The following is a 19,329-nucleotide window of genomic DNA, read 5'->3' as shown; positions in this document are numbered from 1 at the left end:
TTTATTTGAACTGTTTTGTTCTAAAATCAGTTCGGATAAATGAATAATTAATTTCAGTAAACTCTTTCTCGATTCCTTTTAAAAACTAAAGATCAAGCTTTTACAAACCTGTAACAGCCTGAAATTTCTATATCAATAATTAAAACCTTACCAAAATACATTAAAAATTATGCTGACAGCTGAGAATCTTACCAAAAAATATGGTGACAATATTGCTTTGAACAAATTAAATCTAACAATAAAAGAGGGTGAAATTTTTGCTCTTTTAGGTCAAAATGGCGCAGGAAAAACAACAACGATTAATCTTTTTCTTGGATTTATTGAACCTACAGACGGCGAGCTGCGAATCAATAATATTTCGGTTACAGAAAATACGCAGGAAACAAAAAAACATGTAGCCTATATTCCTGAAACTGTTATGCTATATCCTAATCTAAGCGGTTTAGAAAACCTAAAGTTCTTTTCGTCACTGGCAGGATTCAAATATTCTGCGGGAGAATTGACGTATTTTTTAACAAAAGCCGGTTTGCAAGCCGCGGCGCACAACAAAGATTTAGGAGGTTATTCTAAAGGAATGCGTCAGAAAGTTGGAATCGCTATTGCCATTGCCAAAAAAGCAAAAGTGCTTTTGTTAGATGAACCTACGAGCGGTTTGGATCCAAAGGCTTCTAATGAATTTTCGCAGATTTTAAAAGAACTTTCTGCTGATGGAACTGCTATTTTAATGGCAACACACGACATTTTCAGAGCCAGAGAAGTGGCTTCGCACATTGGAATCATGAAACAAGGAAACTTAGTTACGGTAATCGAAGCTGACAAAATCTCTGCAAATGAACTTGAAAATCTGTATTTACAAACGGTATAAAAGGAAATAGAATTTCCATTAAAGTAAAAAATGAAACATTTATTCAGCCTTTTATTTTTAATAATTGGCACACATTATATACAATCTCAAACGGTTAACAGGAGATCAAAAGACACAATTGCTCCGGATTCTATCAAACGAAATGAGTTGCAAACAGTTGAAATTGTAGGTCGATCGACCAAAAAATACAACAGCGATTACTCGTTTGCTGCAACAAAAATTGCTGCTTTAAACAAAGATATTCCGCAGTCTATTTCGACAATAACCAAAGAACTAATTGCGGATAAAGCTGCATTTTATCTAGCCGATGCAGTAAAAATGTCAAGCGGCGTTATTCCTGCGAGTTATTACAATCAATATACCATTCGAGGAATCAGTCAAAATGAAGAAGGTCAGATTGTTAACGGAATGCGAACACGCCAATACTACTTTTTACAGCCTTTAACGAGTAATATCGAACGTGTTGAAGTTATTAAAGGTCCTTCGAGTGCAACATTTTCATCTGTAGATCCGGGCGGAAGCATCAATTTAGTAACAAAAAAACCATTGGCAATAGATAGAAAAGAAGTTAGTTTGAGCGTTGGAAGTTTCAGCACTTTACGAGGAACTTTGGATTTTACAGGTCCATTAAACGAATCAAAAACGCTTTTATATCGTGTAAACGGCGCCTATCAGCAAGCAAAATCATTTCGTGATTTAGTTAACAACAAATCGTTTTTATTCTCACCTTCATTCAGCTATATCCCAAATGAAAAAACAGCTATTAATACGGAATTGATTTTAAGCAATATGACCGGAATTCTAGACAGAGGTCAGCCGATTTTTGGCGCTGTTGCAGGAAAAACCAGTTTAAACAAAACTCCGATAAGCTTAAATCTTGGCGCGCCGAGTGATTTTTTTAAATCGAAAGAAATGATCTTGACAACCAATTTTGCTCATAAATTCAGTTCAAAAATTGGTTTTAATGCTGTGTACATGAAACAAACCTGGACAGAAGATCTTCAGGAACATAGAACTACAAATGCTTTTGCGGTTGATATGAACAATAAACCTGTTACCAATCTGGCTATGATGCAATTTGTGCAGCGTCAGCAAAACTGGGATATCGACAACTTAAGTACTTATTTTAATTTTAATTTAAAAACTGGAAAATTAAATCACAAACTACTAACGGGTTATGATTTAAGCAGCTGGAACAAAAATAAAGGCGGCGGACAAAATGCAGCAAGAGGTTATTTGTTGAAAGACGGAACGGTTACAGGTTCTTTTGTCGCAGCAAATGCAGCAAATTATCAAACGGTTACCATTGACGGCGTAGTGATGCCTAAACCAAATGTTGAATATTTTAATTTAGGCAATCCGACTTATAAAATCACAAGTCCTAACGATTATACTTTAAATGTTAGAACCGCTCTGCCATCTGCCTTAACAACTACAAATGCGGTTTATATTCAAGATCAAATACAATGGGAAAAATTTACTTTTTTATTGGGACTGCGAAATGAATGGTTTGAAGACATTACGAATTATGACACTAATAAAGAATTAAAAGTAAAGAAATCGGCTTTATTGCCAAGAGTTGGAATCACGTATGCGGTAAACGATGCAATTAATGTTTATACAACTTATCTTGAAGGTTATCAGCCGCAGTCAAATACGGTAACTTTAATGCCGCAAACAGGAACTTTGCCTGCCGGAAGTTTATTTGATCCTCTTGAAAGTGATTTGAAAGAAGCAGGTGTAAAGATGACTTTTTTAAATAATTCGATGAGTTTCAACGCCGCGATTTACGAAATCAATCAGCGTAATATTTTAATGAATGCTAATGATCCTGCAAATCCCGATTTATTGGTGACAAGAGGTGCTGAACGAAGCCGTGGTTTTGAGTGTGATCTTGCCGGATATATTACGGCTGACTGGCAGATTAATGTTTCGTATAGTTATATCGATGCCGAAATTATTCAAGACAATAATCCAGCATTAATTGGTGCCAGAAAACAGAATACACCAAAAAACAGCGCCAATTTATGGACACGTTACAACTTTGCTTCTGACTCTGTTTTAAAAGATCTCGGAATTGGTTTTGGAGTTCAATATCAAAGCAGTAAAGTGCCTTGGTTTACAAGAGATTTTACACTTCCTGATTTTACCATTTTTGATGCTGCTTTGTTTTACAAACCAAGTAAAAGTAATGTACAGATTGCTGTAAATGCTGGCAATTTATTAAACAAAACCTATTGGCTTGGTGCGCAGAATTATTTGCGTTTGTTTCCGGGAAGTCCTAGAAATGCAAGCCTTACTGTAACTTATAAATTTTAATTCGTTGAAGTGAGAAACATTTAAACACATAGAAACATAGATTTTTTTTTCTAAAGAAAATAATTGAAAGAAACTAGTTTCTAATACATAGCTATATGAATTTATACAAATGAAACGCCTTGTAAAAATCAACCAAAAGCTATGTTTCTATGTGTTTAAACATTACACTCAACAGGTAAATTTTAATTAACATGAAATTATTACACACTGAAATACTTATTGCTAAACATTTTAAGAGCTCTGTTTTTAAAAACGCTGCAATATATGTAATTACACTTTTTATTGGTGCTCTGCTCCTATTTGCAGCGTTTTCCGGCTGGGACAATTACAAAAGTCAAAACGAAACCAGCGAAAAATATCAGCATGAATCCCGCGAAGACTGGTTGAAAAATCCAGATAAAAATCCGCATAGAATGGCGCATTACGGTAATTTTGCTTTTCGAAAAAGTACCTCTTTAAGTGTTTTCGAATTTGGAATGGAACCGTTTTTTGGGAATGCGATTTTCCTTGAAGCGCACAAACAAAATACCGCTAATTTCTCTGAAGCAGGATTCTCAAACAGTATGCTTCGCTTTGGCGAAATCAGTATTGCAATGGTTTTGCAGGTTTTGCTTCCGTTATTAATCTTTTTTATTGGATTTAATTCTGTGGCTTATGAAAGGGAAAATGGAACTTTAAAAATCCTTTTAAGTCAAGGAATCAGCTGGAAACAACTTTTGCTTGGTAAAATCCTAGGCGTTGCAAGCGTCGTTATGCTTCTTTTTGTTCCAACTATTATTGTTTTGGTTTTGATTTGGTTACTGCTTCAAAACTTCTCCATTTCGACAGATGAATCGATTAAAATGCTGTTGTTTATTGCATTCCATTTTATTTATCTGATGTTCTTTTGTGTTGCCGCCGTTTTGATTTCAGCTTCAAGCAAAACATCAAAAAAAGCGTTGGTTTCTTTAATTGGAATCTGGTTGATTTTTACCATTATTCTGCCAAGAACAACTCAGGCAATTGGAGCGTATTTGTATGAAGCACCTTCAAAAATTCAGTTTAACAGCGATATCGAAAAAGACATTTTGAAACAAGGCGACAGTCATAATCCAAACGATGTGCATTACAAGGCTATAAAAGATTCTTTATTGAGAGTTTACAAAGTCGATTCCGTACAAAAACTTCCGTTTAATTATTCTGGTTTTATTATGACTGAGGGCGAAAAAATCAGCTCAAATATTTACAATAAACATTTAGAAAATCTTCTGCAAATTTATGCTGAGCAAAATAGTTTTTCTAAAGCTGTTTCGTTCCTAAATCCCTACATCGCAATGAAAAATCTATCGATGGGATTATCAAATACAGATTATGATTCGTACATCGATTTTCAAAAACAAGCCGAGAAATATCGTTATGAAATGGCACAGAAAATGAATGCTTTACAAATAAAATACATCAGCAATAAAAAACCGCAGCCTAACGATAAACCTTTAACAATTGGTAAGGAACATTGGGCTGATGTTGAAGAATTTCATTATGAACCTAAAAGCATCTGGGAGGTTTTAAAAACCGAAATCGCCTCTGTTATTTCTATTCTTTTGTGGGCAATTCTGTTGTTTATTTTGATCAGAATTGCTGCTAAAAACCTAAAAGCCATTTAATATGTTAGTACTCTTATTTAAAAATTTCATACGTTCGAAAGGCACCAAAATTGGATTGCTTTTTTTACTCGCAATTGGCTTTATAAGTCTTTTAATTGGACATCAGTTTCAGGAAAAACAACAGAATAATATTACTGAAGCGGCAATTTACCAAAAGGAACATATAGCGAGAAATGCCGCTTTTCATAAAGACGAAATTGGACTTCTGCTCTACTACATCAAGTTTTCGCTGGTTAATAAAACACTGCCTATAAACAGTTTATCAATTGGACAACGCGATGTAAATCCGTCAATTCAAAGCGTTACTATTCGTGGTCTCGAAGCTCAGAAATACGATTCAGAACTTAATAATCCGAGCAATCTTTTAGCCGGAAATATCGATTTTAGTTTTGTGCTTTTGTATTTATTTCCGCTTTTGATAATCGCCTTTTCATATAATATTATTTCTGAAGAAAAAGAATCTGGAACTTGGAAAATTGTGGCGACACAGAGTCCAAACACCTTTTTATACATCTTGAAACTATTCTATGTCCGAATTTTAATTTTAATTGGACTTCTGACTTTGATTCTTTTGGCAGCGGTTATCTTTTTACAAATTCCAATTGACAAATCGTTTATGGTATTTTACGGACTTTCTGTTTTGTACTTATTATTTTGGTTTGCCGTTTGTTTTTTTATTGTTTCGCTGCAAAAAAACTCAAACTTCAATGCGGTCATTCTATTGACGATTTGGTTATTCTTGATTATAATTCTTCCTGCTGGAATTAATACGTACATCATCAATACATACAAAGTTCCTGAGGCTTTAGAATTAACGCTTACGCAGAGAAATGCTTACCACGAAAAATGGGATATGGACAAGCAGGAAACGTTGGATAAATTCTACAAACATTATCCGCAGTTTAAAAATTATCCTTTGCCTGATAAGGAATTCAGCTGGCTTTGGTATTATGCAATGCAGCAAATGGGTGACGATGAATCTGCTGTTCATTCAAAAGAATTAGAAACTAAACTGCAGCAGCGCAATAATGCCGGCGAATTTATAGCACAGTTTATTCCAACGCTTCATACTCAAATTCAGTTGAATGAAATTGCAAAATCAGATTTACGAAATCAGCTTTTATTTTTAAAAGAAACGACGCAATTTCATGAAAAGCTGCGTTTGTATTTCTATCCAAAAATATTTGACAATGCTCCGGTTAATCAAGAAAAATGGGAGAATTTTAAAGTTGAAACTTTTAATGATAACTCTGAAAATAGTTTTGTAAAAGCGTTTTTACCCTTATTGCTTTTTAATTTACTGCTGATTGGTTTTGGCTGGAGGAATTTTAAACGTTTTTAACCACAGAATTATTTAACCGCAAAGCACGCTAAGGTCTACACAAAGTTCGCAAAGTTTTAAACAAAGCTTTGCGAACTTTGCTTTTTTACTAAGCCTCCTAAGTTAAAAAAACTTTGTGTCCTTTGCGGTTAAATAATTCTATGATTAAAAAACAGCAACAATAAACCTATTCTGAATAAAATCATTCGAATTAATCTTTATTTGAATTTTATTTAGAATTAATATAAATAAACTTTTATATTTGCCGCTTTCTTAGCAAATCGAAGTACTTTTCAAAATTTACTTAATATTGCTTTTTCAAAGTAAATTTCGTTTAATGAACAATAATACCAGTTTCGAATTAAATCTATTCCTGTCCTTTAAGGAAGGTGATGAAACTGCGTTTAAATTTTTCTACGACAAGTATTTCAGACGAATTCAATCTTTTAGTGTTCAATTTATTTACGATTCAGACGAAGCTGAAAACCTTGCGCAAGAAGCTTTACTTCATTTGTGGCAAAATAGAGAAAGCGTAGATTCGATCAATGGAATTCAGGCTTTTTTGTTTACTTACGCCAAATCTAAATGTTTGAATTTAATTCGTCATAACAAGGTAAAAGATAAGTTTAAGAATGATTTATTGAACTATAAAGAGAGAGAACTGGATATTGAGGTTTTAAATTCGCTTCAGTTTGATACTTTAGAATTAACTGAACTTGAACATATAATTCAAGAATCGATTAATGATCTTCCTCCTAAAACCAGAGAAGTTTTTATAAAAAAACGCTTTGAGAATAAAAAAAATGCAGAAATCGCCGAAGAAATGCAAGTTACTTTAAAAGCTGTTGAAGCCCACATGACAAAGGCTTTGAAGATTTTAAAAACAAAACTATCCGATTATTTATTTCTTATTTTTATCCTTATTTATAATAATTAAGAATAAAAGGTAGGGTTTTTTATTTCTGAGGTGTACTTACTATAACCAGAAGTTTAATATTTAAATATGACATCAGAAATAATAAATAAATACCTTTCTAACGAAGCTTCAGAGCAAGAAGTTCAGGCACTTTTTGAATGGATTGAAGCTTCTGCCGAAAACAAAAAACAATTTATCGCAGCAAAAAAAGCTTGGGTTCTTTCCGGCTTATCAAACGTTGCTGCAACTGATGCTGTTTCTGTAATTCAAATGAAACCAAAAAACAAACTGAGGCAATACTTAAGTTATGCTGCAGTATTTTTAGTTCTTTTAGGATTAGGAACGACATTTTTATTATTAACTAATACTTCTAAAACTTCAAAAGAGATTGTTCTAGAACTTGGCGACGGCCGTTTAGAATATTTTTCTGAGAAAAATCAAACTACACTTTTAAATGATAAAGGAGATTTAGTGGCTAGAAAATTTCCTGATGAAATCATTTATTTTGGTAAAACTTCTGATGAAAAGGTGGTTTATAACACACTTACGATTCCGTACGGAAAACGATTCAAACTTAAACTTTCAGATGGTACAATTGTGAATTTAAATGCAGGAAGTACTTTGCGTTATCCACAGCAGTTTGGCATCAACGGTAATAGAAATGTTTATTTAACTGGTGAAGCTTTTTTTGATGTTGCCAAAGACAAGGAGCATCCGTTTATTGTAAACGCCAATCAGGTTGATATTAAGGTTCTTGGTACAAAATTTAATATCAGCGCTTATCCAGAAAACCCAACTATTAACAGTACTTTGATAGAAGGGAGCATTGAAATGTTTGAAACTGCAAATCCTGCAAATGTTGTTTTACTTGAGCCAAACCAAATGGCTACTTGGCAGCATAATGCAAAAAAAATTACTTTAAAAAATGTTGATCCTGCCTTTTACTCAGCCTGGACAAAAGGTGAATTAGCGTTTAAAGACACCCCATTTTCTACAATCGCAAAGATTATTCAACGTACCTATGACGTTGAGATTATCAATGAAAATTCTGACTTGGCCAGACAGAATTTTACTGGTACTATAAAAATCAGCGAATCGAGTGTCGAGAACATTTTAGATCTTCTAAAACGTGACACGCCTTTTAATTATTCAATTGAACAAAAAACCATTACCATTACCAATCCTCGATAAATAAATAAACATGACATTTACGATACAACCCGTTTTAAGAAAAATTCTATTTTTCTTAGCCATACTTATATCTGGATTTAAAGGATTTTCTCAAAATAAATTAATAACGTTACATGTAAAAAACAAACCTATAAGCCTAATTATCAAATCGATTGAAGAGCAGACTGATTTTAGAATAATTTATAATGCAAGAAAAATAGATGCTGATCAGCTGGCTGATTTAGATGTCAATAATGCGTCTCTTGAAACCACTTTGAAACTGTTATTGAAGGATAAAAATATTTCTTTCTACATTCAGAAAAAACAGGTTTTATTAACGAATGCTGTTCCTGACGTTACTGTAAATACGCAGGAAACAGAAAGATTTATTAGCGGTACGGTTTATAATGCAAAAGACAAACTGCCGCTTCCAGGTGCAACTATACGCATTAAAGGAACTGGAATGGGAGCTATTACTGACTTTAACGGAAAATTTGTTTATCTGTTAAAAGGAAATAATATCAATGATCTTGTTCTTGAAGTTGGCTTTTTGGGTATGGAAACGCAATCGCAAAAAGCGGACAACAAAAAGCAATTTGTTTTTCACCTTCAAGAAACTACTGATGAGCTGAATCCGGTTATTATTACCTCATCATATGGTACAACAAAGTTAAAAGAGGAAATCGTGGGAAGTATTTCTACTTTGAACGCAAAAGATATTGCGGTTGAACAAGCTTCTGAATCTGTTGATAAAATGATTACGGGGCAAATTGCAGGAGTTTTGGTTGAAAATACAACAGGAGTTGGAGGTCCTGTAAAAATTAATATCCGCGGACAAGGTACTCTGCCTTCTTTTACAAATGCTAGAACTGGAACTTCTACACAGCCTCTTTTTATTGTTGATGGTGTTGTTATGAGCGAAGAATTTGGTTTAGACAGTACTTTTTTTAGTGGAAATGGAGATGCTACAGAAACATTTTCTAACCCGTTAATGAAGATTGCTCCAGAGAATATAGAAAGTATTTCGGTTTTAAAAGATGCCGCTGCAGTTGGTATTTATGGTGCTGATGGTGCAAATGGCGTAATTTTAATTACAACTAAAAAAGGAAAAAAGGGAAAAACACAATTTGGATTCTCAAATCAGCTTGGTATTTCGTCAGCCATTAATCAAATTAAATATTTAAATGGCGAGCAGTATACTGAACTGCGTAATGAGTTTATAAAAAATACTTCACCAGGAAGTGCTTTAACACCTTACAACGGGGTAAACACAGATTGGTTTAGTTTATTGAACAGAACTGGTGTTTACAATAAATACAACTTTAATGTTTCAGGTTCAACTTCAAAATTTTCATACCGTACTAATGTGAGTTATACCAAAATTGATGAACCTCAATTGGGGAATGATACGAAACAATTAAATGCGGGAATTAATTTAGGTTTTCACCATAAAAATCTAAATGTAAGCTTAATGCTTAATCCAAGTTTTGTACAGCAGCACGCTCCAAATATCTTTTATTCATTTGCTTACCTTCCTACTCTGTCTCCTTATAACGCAGATGGTTCTTACTCTTTTTTAGGCTCAAGCGGTATTACCAGAGGAAATCCTCTGGCGGCAATTGAACAAAATAAAAATGAGACTAATACTTACGGTCTTTTAAGCAGTTTAAATGTTTCTTATCAGCTTAACAAAGCGATAAAGTTCTCTACTCTTTTTGGTATTGATTATACAGATAAAGAACAGGATCGCTACTATTCTGCTGAAAATGAAAGCGGACAGTTTTTGAATACTTTTAAGTTGAATGGTATTGATTATCCTAGATGGGGACGCCGTCTTATAAACCAACGAAATTCTACAAAATGGAACTGGCAGGGACAACTTTTGTTCGAGAAACAGCTTACTGAAAGCCATGGTATTGATGGAGTTTTAGGTTTTGAACTTGCGGAGGATAAAACCAATTTTAATTATAAATCTGCTGTGGGTTTTGTGAATCCAAATCAAGTTAATGCTATTTCGGATGCTGTTATGGATGACAACCCAAATACGCCGGAAGATGAATCAAAAAACAATCAAACTTTTGGAAATGATATAAGCAATAATTCGAGAGTTTCGGCATTTGCTCAAGTAAATTACAATTATAAAAAGCGCTATTACTTTTTAGCTAATTTCCGTCGCGACGAAAGTTCTGTTTTTGGTGTTGACAGCAATGTTGCTTACAATGGCGGCGCAGGTGCAAGCTGGATTATAAGTAATGAAAATTTTCTTAATTCTAATTCTTGGATTGACTTCTTAAAATTGAAAACCAGTTATGGTTCTACAGGAAATTCAAGAATTGGTTCTTATAGATCTAAAGGTTTATACACAATTCATCAAAATGGTTATAATGGTCTAGACGGCGCAGTTCCGAACACAGCTCCAAATGGAGATTTAAGCTGGGAAAAAAACATAAAATTCAACGGCGGAATCGATTTTAATATTTTTAAACGTCTAGAATTTTCTGTTGAATACTATTATAATAATTTGAGCGATTTGATTGCAACACGAGATATTCCAACTGAAACTGGTTATAATTCTCTTCAATTAAATGCGGCAACCATGTATAATAAAGGTTTTGAATTTTCAACCCGAATTAAATGGATTAAAAGTGATGCTTTTAAATGGACTACGGCTTTTAATATTTCTACAATAGAAAATAAAGTAACAGAATTAAAAGGTTTAGGAAGCGATTATTCTCAAGCCGAAATGGCGCTTGCACAAAAAATAGGCTACAGCACCACTACCATTTGGGGATTAAACTGGGTGGGCGTTGATCCTGCAACTGGAAGAGACTTGGTACAGAAAAACGGAAAAATCTACGATATTATGACTTATAGATCATTGTATACTATCGCAGATTGGGAACCAATTGGCGACCGACAACCGGATGCTTTTGGAGGATTTTACAATAGTTTTTCTTTTTACAGCAATCTTGTTTTGTCATTTAGGGGAGATTTTCAAATTGGCGGTGAATTCTTAGCAAAAGATGTTCTTATCGATAAATATTCAAATACATTCAACAGAAACCTTTCTGTTAATGCTAATGATCATTGGAGAAATCCTGGAGACATTGTGTCGCAGCCGGCAGTTACTTCAACTCCAATCGTGGCAAACCTCAGCAAATATGTTTATGACGCGACTTATATCAGATTGAGTAATATTAATTTAAGCTATAATATACCGCTCAAAAATACTTTTCTAAATTCCCTTGCGGTTTTTGCAGATGCAACTAATGTCGCGTATTGGTACAAAGAAAAAAGTCCAAAAGGAATGAACGGAATACGCGAGTTTAATTATACATATCCGCAAGCCAGAACAATCTCGCTTGGTGTTAATGCTAAATTTTAAGAAAATGAAATATTTAAAATATATAACAATTGCTGTCCTAATATTTTCGGTACAAAGCTGCAGTGACTTTTTAGAGCAAGAACCTGGATTACAAACTTCTATAGACGAACTTTTACAAAATAAGAAAGGTGTTTTAACTGCTTTAAACGGATTGTATCGTGAAGTTGAAGCAAATACCAGAGGCGAACGTTTTGCTGTTTATGCTGATATGCAGGGAGGAAACATAAAATTTACTCCTGCTTCAGCTGGAAATAGCAAAGGACAAATTACCGCTGCGCCAAATGTTAGAGCCGTATATTCTTTTGAAGATTTATCTGAAACCAGCAACTTTAAATTATTTTACGATGGCAGCTATGCTATTATAAATCAAGCCAATTTGATTCTAGAATATATTCCGTCGCTGCCTGATGCCACTGATGTTGAGAAAAATCAAATAAAAGCCGAAGCCTTAACGATAAGAGCTTATGCACACTTTTTACTTTCCTTAGTTTACAGTCAAAATTACGGTTACACACCAAATGCATCGCATTTAGGAATTGTTTATAATACTGAATCTATTAAGTCTGGCTTGAAATATCCGGCAAGAAAAACAGCCGCCGAAACTTATTCTTTAATTATTGCTGATCTAAGAACAGCTTTAGACAATTATTCCAGCAACGCCGCTTTAGCAGGGCCAGCGTATTCATTTTTCAATAAAAACAATACAAAAGCACTTCTTGCAAGAGTATATCTGTATAAAAAAGACTGGGCAAATGCTTATGAAACTGCAAATGATGTTATTGCAAATTCAGGTATAACATTAGTAAACTCCTCAAATTTAATTGCACAATGGTCGCAGGCAGATATTCCTCTTTCTGAAACATTATTAGAATTTTCGATTCCAAAAGATGCCGAAGGTTCTGTGTCATCATCAATGTCATCTTATTTTGGATATAACGGATCTAATTATGCTGCATATGTTGCTTCAAATGACTTAATTAATTTATATGAAAACGGCGATTTAAGAAAACAACTATTTGTTACTGCCTCCCTGCCTACTTTAATAAATGGAGTGCTTACTGGTGCCAATTATAACTTTACCAAAAAATTTCAGGATAATGCCGGCTATGTCGCTTTCAGATTAAGCGAAATGTATTTAATACGAGCCGAAGCTGCTTTAGAAAACAATAGATCTGATCTTGCATTTGCCGATATTAATACCATTCGCAGCCGTGCAAATGCCTCATTGCTTACCAATACAACCAATTTAAAAGAAGCGCTATTATTAGAAAGAAGAAAAGAATTGTGTTTTGAAGGACAGCTTTTCTTTGATTTAACCCGTAATCAAAAAGGAATTACAAGAAATGATGGTTGCATTTCAAACAATTGCAGCATCGAATATCCGTCGCTAAAATTTGTACTGCCTATTCCAATCTATAATATTAATCTTAATGAAAACTTACAACAAAATGAATCGTATTAAGATATTCAGCATATTAACTTTAACTGTATTATTTATTTTTTCTTGTTCTAAAGATGATTACAAGATGGGTTCTGAAATTGACCCGCACGTAAGATTTAACTTTTTCGTAAAAAGCGACAATACTCCTTTAGAATATCCTGCGATTAATGGAACTCTTATTCCACAGTCGAACTATATAAATAAAGCAATAAAAACATTAAAAGTCCCAGTTGCTCTAACAGCCTATTCCTTAAAAAATACCGTTACAGCGAATTTCAGCTCGACGATAACAGGCGACAATTCAGGTTTCAGATTAAATCCTATCAATGAACTTGTTTTTCAAGGAAACAAATTAACCGACACGATTTCTATTTCGTTTGATAAAAGATGGACCGCAAACCAAAGTATTACATTGAAACTCGAAACAATATCAGATCCAAGTATTCATATTGGAAACCTGAATACGGAATCTAAAAATGATACCTTCAAAATTGATTTAGCTCCAATAACTACTAATTATACATTTCCAATAAGTCGATTTGACATCAAAGGAGAAGCGGGAGAAAAATTTGACTTTAATGTTAATTTTCCAAACGGGTATTTTCCTTCTGAAATGGAAAATCTTGAAATATTTGAATCCTTAGATGGATTTAATTATTCATTAACTCATGATCCTTTTAAAGCAAACAGCAATTCTGTTACCTATCATTTTACCCTTTTAGAAAACATTAAAAACGATGATGTGTATTATGAATCAGCCATTTCATTAGTAAATGCTGGTGATTATACTGCAACAGGAAACACGATTTTACAAATTGTAAAACCGATCAAATCAATAAGAGATGTCAATGCAAATCCAGCATCTAAATTTTATGATTTATCAAACGCTTTTTACCTTACTTACGGCGAAACTTGGTTTGATAGAAGCGGCGTTTGTGCATGGCAGGCTTACAATGCCTTTACCTTTCCAATTGTTGTTCCTAAAAGTCATGAAAATGCTGTTTTATACAGCGATAAAGGAACTGCAAATCCAAATGACGACGTTTATCACGATGCTTTCAGAATTGGTTTTAATGTGGCTTCTGGAACAAATACCACAAATTCATTTAACCTGAAAAGATGGTTTAGCAACGAAAGCACAACTGCGGCAAGTTCGCCTGGATTTAATATTTCATCCGCTTTAGAGTTTTTTCCAGCAAACGGAAATAGTAAAACAAACGGAAATGTTTTAGTAATTCCGCAATACATTACCATTACAGGAAGCAATAAAAACAAGCATCTAATTGCAATTTCAGGATCAGGAACTTACAAAGAAATTAGTACTGGTTTATTTGAAATTTCGTTCGAATTAAAACTAACAAACGATGCGCTTTTTGGAGGAACTGTCTCTACACAATATAGAATATACAACAATAGAACATATCCTAAACCAGCAGCTTTAAACATCAACTGTCCTAAAGAAGTTGATCTATAATTTTTGATTGACAGCTTTAGATTTACACATTATACAAATCAAAAGCTGTTAAAAAAAATACATTCAAAAAAAGAACAAAAACACAAAAAACAAAATTGAAAAAGCTAATCTTCCCTATTCTCTTTTTGGTAAGTTTAACGGCTTACAAAAGCATTGAGCAGCCAAATTACATTGATATTCAGGAATTACGAAAAATCTACTCTAGCGGAGATTTGTCCAAATGGCCTGCGGCAGAATTACATGAAAGCATCGATAAGTCGAAATTTCAAGATATTGGAGTTTTACCTGCCGTTCCTTATCCTGATTATAATCCTTATTCTAAAGAAAAAGAAAGTTTAGGCAAGATATTGTTTTTTGATCCGAGGTTATCTCGAAGCGGACAAATTGCCTGCGCATCCTGCCATAATCCAGAATTGGGATGGACTGATAATTTAACGCGTTCTTTTGGTCACGACCGCCAAACAGGAAAACGTAATTCTATGACCATTTTAAACTCGGCATACGCCACGTCCTTATTTTGGGATGGACGCGCAAAAAGTTTAGAAGATCAAGCGCAATTTCCTATTGGAGATCCTTTAGAAATGAATGAGAAACTAACAATTGCCGTTGATAAAATTGCCAAAATTAAAGGCTATAAACCGCTTTTTGAAGCCGCATTTGGAGATAAAAAAGTTTCTTTAGAACGTATTCAATATGCCATTGCTACATTTGAAAGATCAATTAATAGTCCGAAAAGTAAATTTGATCAATTTGTAAGCGGAAAATCAGACATTTACACCGATCAGCAAGTAAAAGGGATGCATTTATTTCGAACCAAAGCACAATGTATTAACTGCCACAATACACCATATTTTAGCGACAATGAATTTCATAATGACGGACAGACTTTGTTTGGAACAAAAAATGAAGATTTTGGACGTTATAATGTTACTAAAGATGTAAAAGATATTGGCAAATTTAGAACGCCTACACTTCGTGAAGTAGTAAATACTAAGCCATGGATGCATCACGGACATTTTCCAACTTTACTTGATGTTGTTGAACTTTATAATTTAGGAAACCCCTCTCCTGTTCAAAAAAAATATTTGGGAACAGCACGAGATTCTTTGATTCCGAAAGTTGATCCTGCGCTTAAAAAGTTGAATTTGAATAAAGAAGAAATAAGTGATTTATTAGCTTTTATTGAAACTTTAAGTACACCAACAAGAAGAATTATGACACCTGAAATGCCAAAATAAACCAGTTAAATACAATACTCTTAAAGCCTGTTTTCATTTAGAAAACAGGCTTTACTTTTATACAAAATCTAAACTATACTTTTCCTTTTTTCGATAACAATTTGCTATTCTCACATTGAAGTATAAAATGACACCGCAGCTAAAATGATATTGTCATTTTTTAAATTTGTTTGTAACAAAAAGAAACTCTCCTTTTTATAAAAAATACCACTTATGAAACTTGAACACATCCAACTGCAGACTGCAGATATTAAACAGACTGCACTATTTTATCAAGATATTCTTGGTTTACCGATTATAGAAAACAACTCCGAATTTGTTACCATCAAAGCAGGAAACTCAACTTTAAAGTTTGTTGAAAACAGCAATTTCAACTCAATATATCACTTTGCCTTCAATATTCCCGAGAACAAACTTGATGAAGCTATTGAATGGTGTAAAAGCAAAGTCGATTTAATTGTAATTGAAGATCAAAATGTTATTACCAATTTTGAAAACTGGAATGCTCACGCAGTTTATTTTTATGATAATAATGGAAATTTATTAGAGTTTATTGCCAGACATGATCTCAATAATTTTCAAACGGAAGAATTTAGCGCTAAATCCATTTTAAATATTAGTGAAATTGGAATCGCAAATGAAAATCCATTGGAATTAGGAAATCAATTAATCGCAAAACACGACTTAAACTTCTTTACAAAAAATACAAACAGCGAAGTTTTTGCTGCTATTGGCGATGACGAAGGTTTATTGATTATGGTAAGACCTAATCGAAATTGGTATCCTACCAAAACTCCATCTGAAAGTAACAAAACAGATATTAGACTTGAAAATAATGGGCAGATTATTGATTTAAAATTTTAAACAACTTCGAATTTCAAATCATTTTTATTTCCTTATTTTTATAAAACCTTGACACTACTTTACAAATAACATAAAAATATTTAAAATGCCATTTGTCCGAATCAGTCTGCTCAAAAAACTTTCTCAGGAAACAAAAAACACTATTTCAGAATCGATCCATCACTCTTTGATCGAAGAGTTTAATATTCCAAAAGATGATTATTTCCATGTTATTGAAGAATTAGAACCTCATCAAATAAAATATCCAGAAAGTTATCTCGGAATTTCACATTCTGATGAAATAATTTATGTTCAAATAACGGCTGGACAAGGAAGAACTTTAGAACAAAAGAAAAAGTTATATCATCAAATTGCCACAAGAATTTCGGCAACAACATCAATTTTAATCAATAATGTTATCATTGTTTTATTAGAAAATAATGGACATGAAAATTGGTCTTTTGGAAATGGTGAAATTCAGGAACAGAAACATTTAAAAAAATAACACTGCTAAAAATATAAAGCCCAATTCAAGTAATTTGAATTGGGCTTTATCTATATTAATTTAATGTTAAAACTTCATTTTCTGAATTCTTACGGCATTCAATATCGCCAGTAAGGCAACTCCAACATCGGCAAAAACGGCTTCCCACATAGTTGCTAGTCCGCCTGCGCCTAAAATCAGCACAAAAGCCTTTACAACAAAAGCGAGCGTAATATTCTGCCAGACAATTTTTTTGGTTTGTTTTCCAATATTAATTGCCATTGCGATTTTACTTGGTTTATCATCTTGAATTACAACATCGGCAGTTTCGATTGCGGCGTCGCTTCCTAAACCTCCCATCGCAATTCCTACCGTGCTTAAAGCAATAACCGGCGCATCGTTTACGCCGTCACCAACAAATGCAACAGTTTCGTTTTTAGCCTTAATTTCATTTACTTTATTTACTTTATCTTCGGGAAGCAAATCTCCAAAAGCATTGGTAATACCCAATTTATCGGCTACAAACTGAACCACATTTGTTTTATCACCGCTTAACATTGTTACTTTTACACCTAATGCTTTTAGTTTAGTAACCGTTTCCTGCGCGTCTTTTTTAATTTCATCTGCGATGGTCAAATAACCTGCAAATTTTCTGTCGTATGCGATGGCAATTGTCGTATAAACAACTGTGCTGGGATCTATATTGTACGGTATCGCAAACTTATCCAAGAGTTTAAAATTACCAACATGCAATTCCTTTCCGTTAAAAAGTGCCTTTAATCCGTGTCCTGAAATTTCCTCAACATTTTTCAATTCAATCGATGAATCAATTTGCCCTACATAATTATGAATTGCGGTTGCAACAGGATGCGTACTATGACTTTCTAAAACATTTACCAGATTCAGAATTTCTTTTTTATCAAATTCAGGATTAATAATTACTTCCTGAACTTTAAAAACACCTTCCGTCATTGTTCCGGTTTTGTCCATTACAACATTCTGTATAACCGAAATACTGTCTAGATAATTACTGCCTTTAAACAAGATTCCGTTTTTACTTGCCGCTCCAATTCCGCCAAAATATCCTAGCGGAATACTAATTACTAACGCACACGGACAAGAAATAACCAAGAAAACTAACGCGCGGTACAACCATTCATTAAATATATAATGATCTACAAAAAACGCTGGCAGTACACAAATTGCGATTGCGAGATAAACGACAATTGGAGTGTAGATTTTGGCAAACTTTCTAATAAACAATTCTGCAGGCGCTTTTTTGGTTACTGCTGTTTGAACCAATTCTAGAATTTTAGATAATTTACTGTCGCTGTATGCAGTTGTAACCTTTACTTGAACAATTGTATTCTCGTTTATCATTCCTGCAAGAACTGTTTCGCCTTTCTTTTTGGTGTCTGGTTTACTTTCTCCCGTTAAAGCTGCCGTATTAAAGGAAGCTGTATCTGATAATAACTCTCCATCTAATCCCAGTTTTTCTCCAGCTTTAAGCTGAATAACTGATCCTATTTTCACTTCAAAAGCTTTTACTTTTACAGCAATATTATTTTCAAAAATAGTAACCTCATCAGGGCGTGAATCTAATAGACTTTTAATATTCGATTTTGCTTTGCTGACTGCCATTCCTTGAAATGTTTCTCCAATGGTATAAAACAGCATAACTGCAACACCTTCTGGATATTCTCCAATTGCAAATGCTCCGATTGTAGCAATACACATTAAAAAAAACTCCGAAAAAACATCTCCTTTTATAATGCTTTCATAAGCTTCTCTCAAAACAGGAAAACCTACTGGAAGATAAGCAGCAGCATACCAAGCAATCCTTACATAACCTGAAAACCAAGTTTGCGGAAAATAGTTATCAAAACCAATTCCTATAAGTAATAAAACAAAGGATATGATGGCAGGCAGAAACATTTTAAATAAACTTCCTTCGCTGTTATGTTCGTGATCATGTCCATGATCATGTCCGTCATTATCAGAATGTACAGGTTCATCATGCGAACAGCTGCAGGATGATTTTGCTTTATTTTTTGTGCTTTTTATTTCTTTATCTTGATGTATCATGAGGGGAAACTTCTTGTTTAAACTTTTTCTAAATAATGCACTAAATTTACGGTTTTTATGTCAAAGTTCATTGCTGCAAAGGCACTAAGCCACTAAGTTTTTTATTAAAAATTAACTCTACTATTTGTTATTAGAAACCTTTACT

At 33.5% G+C, this 19,329-nt stretch carries 13 protein-coding genes; 12 read left to right on the top strand and 1 reads right to left on the bottom strand.

Translation table 11 applies throughout. The features are described 5' to 3' along the window. Nucleotides 1-169 precede the first annotated feature (169 nt). The 12 genes from B0A81_RS03385 (at nucleotide 170) to B0A81_RS03330 (ending at nucleotide 17,120) form a co-directional block, all read left to right on the top strand. Nucleotides 170-865 (top strand): ABC transporter ATP-binding protein, encoded by a 696-nt coding sequence (locus B0A81_RS03385; RefSeq protein WP_089056709.1) that lies wholly within the window; start codon nucleotides 170-172, stop codon nucleotides 863-865. Between the two features lie 30 nt (nucleotides 866-895). Then, entirely contained in the window at nucleotides 896-3,184 is a 2,289-nt protein-coding gene (locus B0A81_RS03380; RefSeq protein WP_089056708.1) for a TonB-dependent siderophore receptor, read from the top strand. A 191-nt stretch (nucleotides 3,185-3,375) separates the two neighbouring features. After that, a complete protein-coding gene (locus tag B0A81_RS03375; protein WP_089056707.1) occupies nucleotides 3,376-4,827 on the top strand; it encodes an ABC transporter permease in 1,452 nt (483 codons plus the stop codon). 1 nt (nucleotide 4,828) lies between these two features. Further along, nucleotides 4,829-6,169: a DUF3526 domain-containing protein gene (locus B0A81_RS03370; protein ID WP_089056706.1), complete on the top strand. Its 1,341-nt coding sequence runs from the start codon at nucleotides 4,829-4,831 to the stop codon at nucleotides 6,167-6,169. A gap of 316 nt (nucleotides 6,170-6,485) precedes the next feature. Beyond that, on the top strand, nucleotides 6,486-7,085 hold the full coding sequence (locus B0A81_RS03365) for an RNA polymerase sigma-70 factor (protein WP_089055552.1): 600 nt from the start codon (nucleotides 6,486-6,488) through the stop codon (nucleotides 7,083-7,085). A gap of 66 nt (nucleotides 7,086-7,151) precedes the next feature. Further along, nucleotides 7,152-8,255, top strand: coding sequence for a FecR family protein (locus B0A81_RS03360; protein WP_089056705.1), 1,104 nt, complete (start codon nucleotides 7,152-7,154; stop codon nucleotides 8,253-8,255). Nucleotides 8,256-8,265: 10 nt separating this feature from the next. Then, nucleotides 8,266-11,619 carry a SusC/RagA family TonB-linked outer membrane protein gene (locus B0A81_RS03355; RefSeq protein WP_089056704.1) on the top strand — a complete coding sequence of 1,118 codons (3,354 nt, stop codon included), beginning with the start codon at nucleotides 8,266-8,268 and terminating at the stop codon, nucleotides 11,617-11,619. A gap of 4 nt (nucleotides 11,620-11,623) precedes the next feature. Further along, nucleotides 11,624-13,081 (top strand): RagB/SusD family nutrient uptake outer membrane protein, encoded by a 1,458-nt coding sequence (locus B0A81_RS03350; protein WP_244281251.1) that lies wholly within the window; start codon nucleotides 11,624-11,626, stop codon nucleotides 13,079-13,081. Then, entirely contained in the window at nucleotides 13,068-14,534 is a 1,467-nt protein-coding gene (locus B0A81_RS03345) for a hypothetical protein (RefSeq protein ID WP_123922152.1), read from the top strand. Before B0A81_RS03350 ends, B0A81_RS03345 begins: the two co-directional genes overlap by 14 nt. Before the next feature lie 95 nt (nucleotides 14,535-14,629). Then, a complete protein-coding gene (locus tag B0A81_RS03340) occupies nucleotides 14,630-15,772 on the top strand; it encodes a cytochrome-c peroxidase (protein WP_089056701.1) in 1,143 nt (380 codons plus the stop codon). A 213-nt stretch (nucleotides 15,773-15,985) separates the two neighbouring features. Continuing rightward, nucleotides 15,986-16,636: a VOC family protein gene (locus tag B0A81_RS03335; protein WP_089056700.1), complete on the top strand. Its 651-nt coding sequence runs from the start codon at nucleotides 15,986-15,988 to the stop codon at nucleotides 16,634-16,636. A gap of 85 nt (nucleotides 16,637-16,721) precedes the next feature. Then, entirely contained in the window at nucleotides 16,722-17,120 is a 399-nt protein-coding gene (locus tag B0A81_RS03330) for a tautomerase family protein (protein ID WP_089056699.1), read from the top strand. Between the two features lie 66 nt (nucleotides 17,121-17,186). Here the strand turns inward: B0A81_RS03330 and B0A81_RS03325 are convergent, their stop codons facing one another. Next, complete coding sequence (locus B0A81_RS03325) at nucleotides 17,187-19,184, bottom strand: heavy metal translocating P-type ATPase (protein WP_089056698.1); 1,998 nt, start codon at nucleotides 19,182-19,184, stop codon at nucleotides 17,187-17,189. Nucleotides 19,185-19,329 lie beyond the last annotated feature (145 nt).

The sequence above is a fragment of the Flavobacterium plurextorum genome (assembly GCF_002217395.1).
GTDB lineage: Bacteria > Bacteroidota > Bacteroidia > Flavobacteriales > Flavobacteriaceae > Flavobacterium > Flavobacterium plurextorum.
Note: the sequence above shows the minus strand (reverse complement) of the source record. Positions and strands in the feature narration are given on the sequence as shown.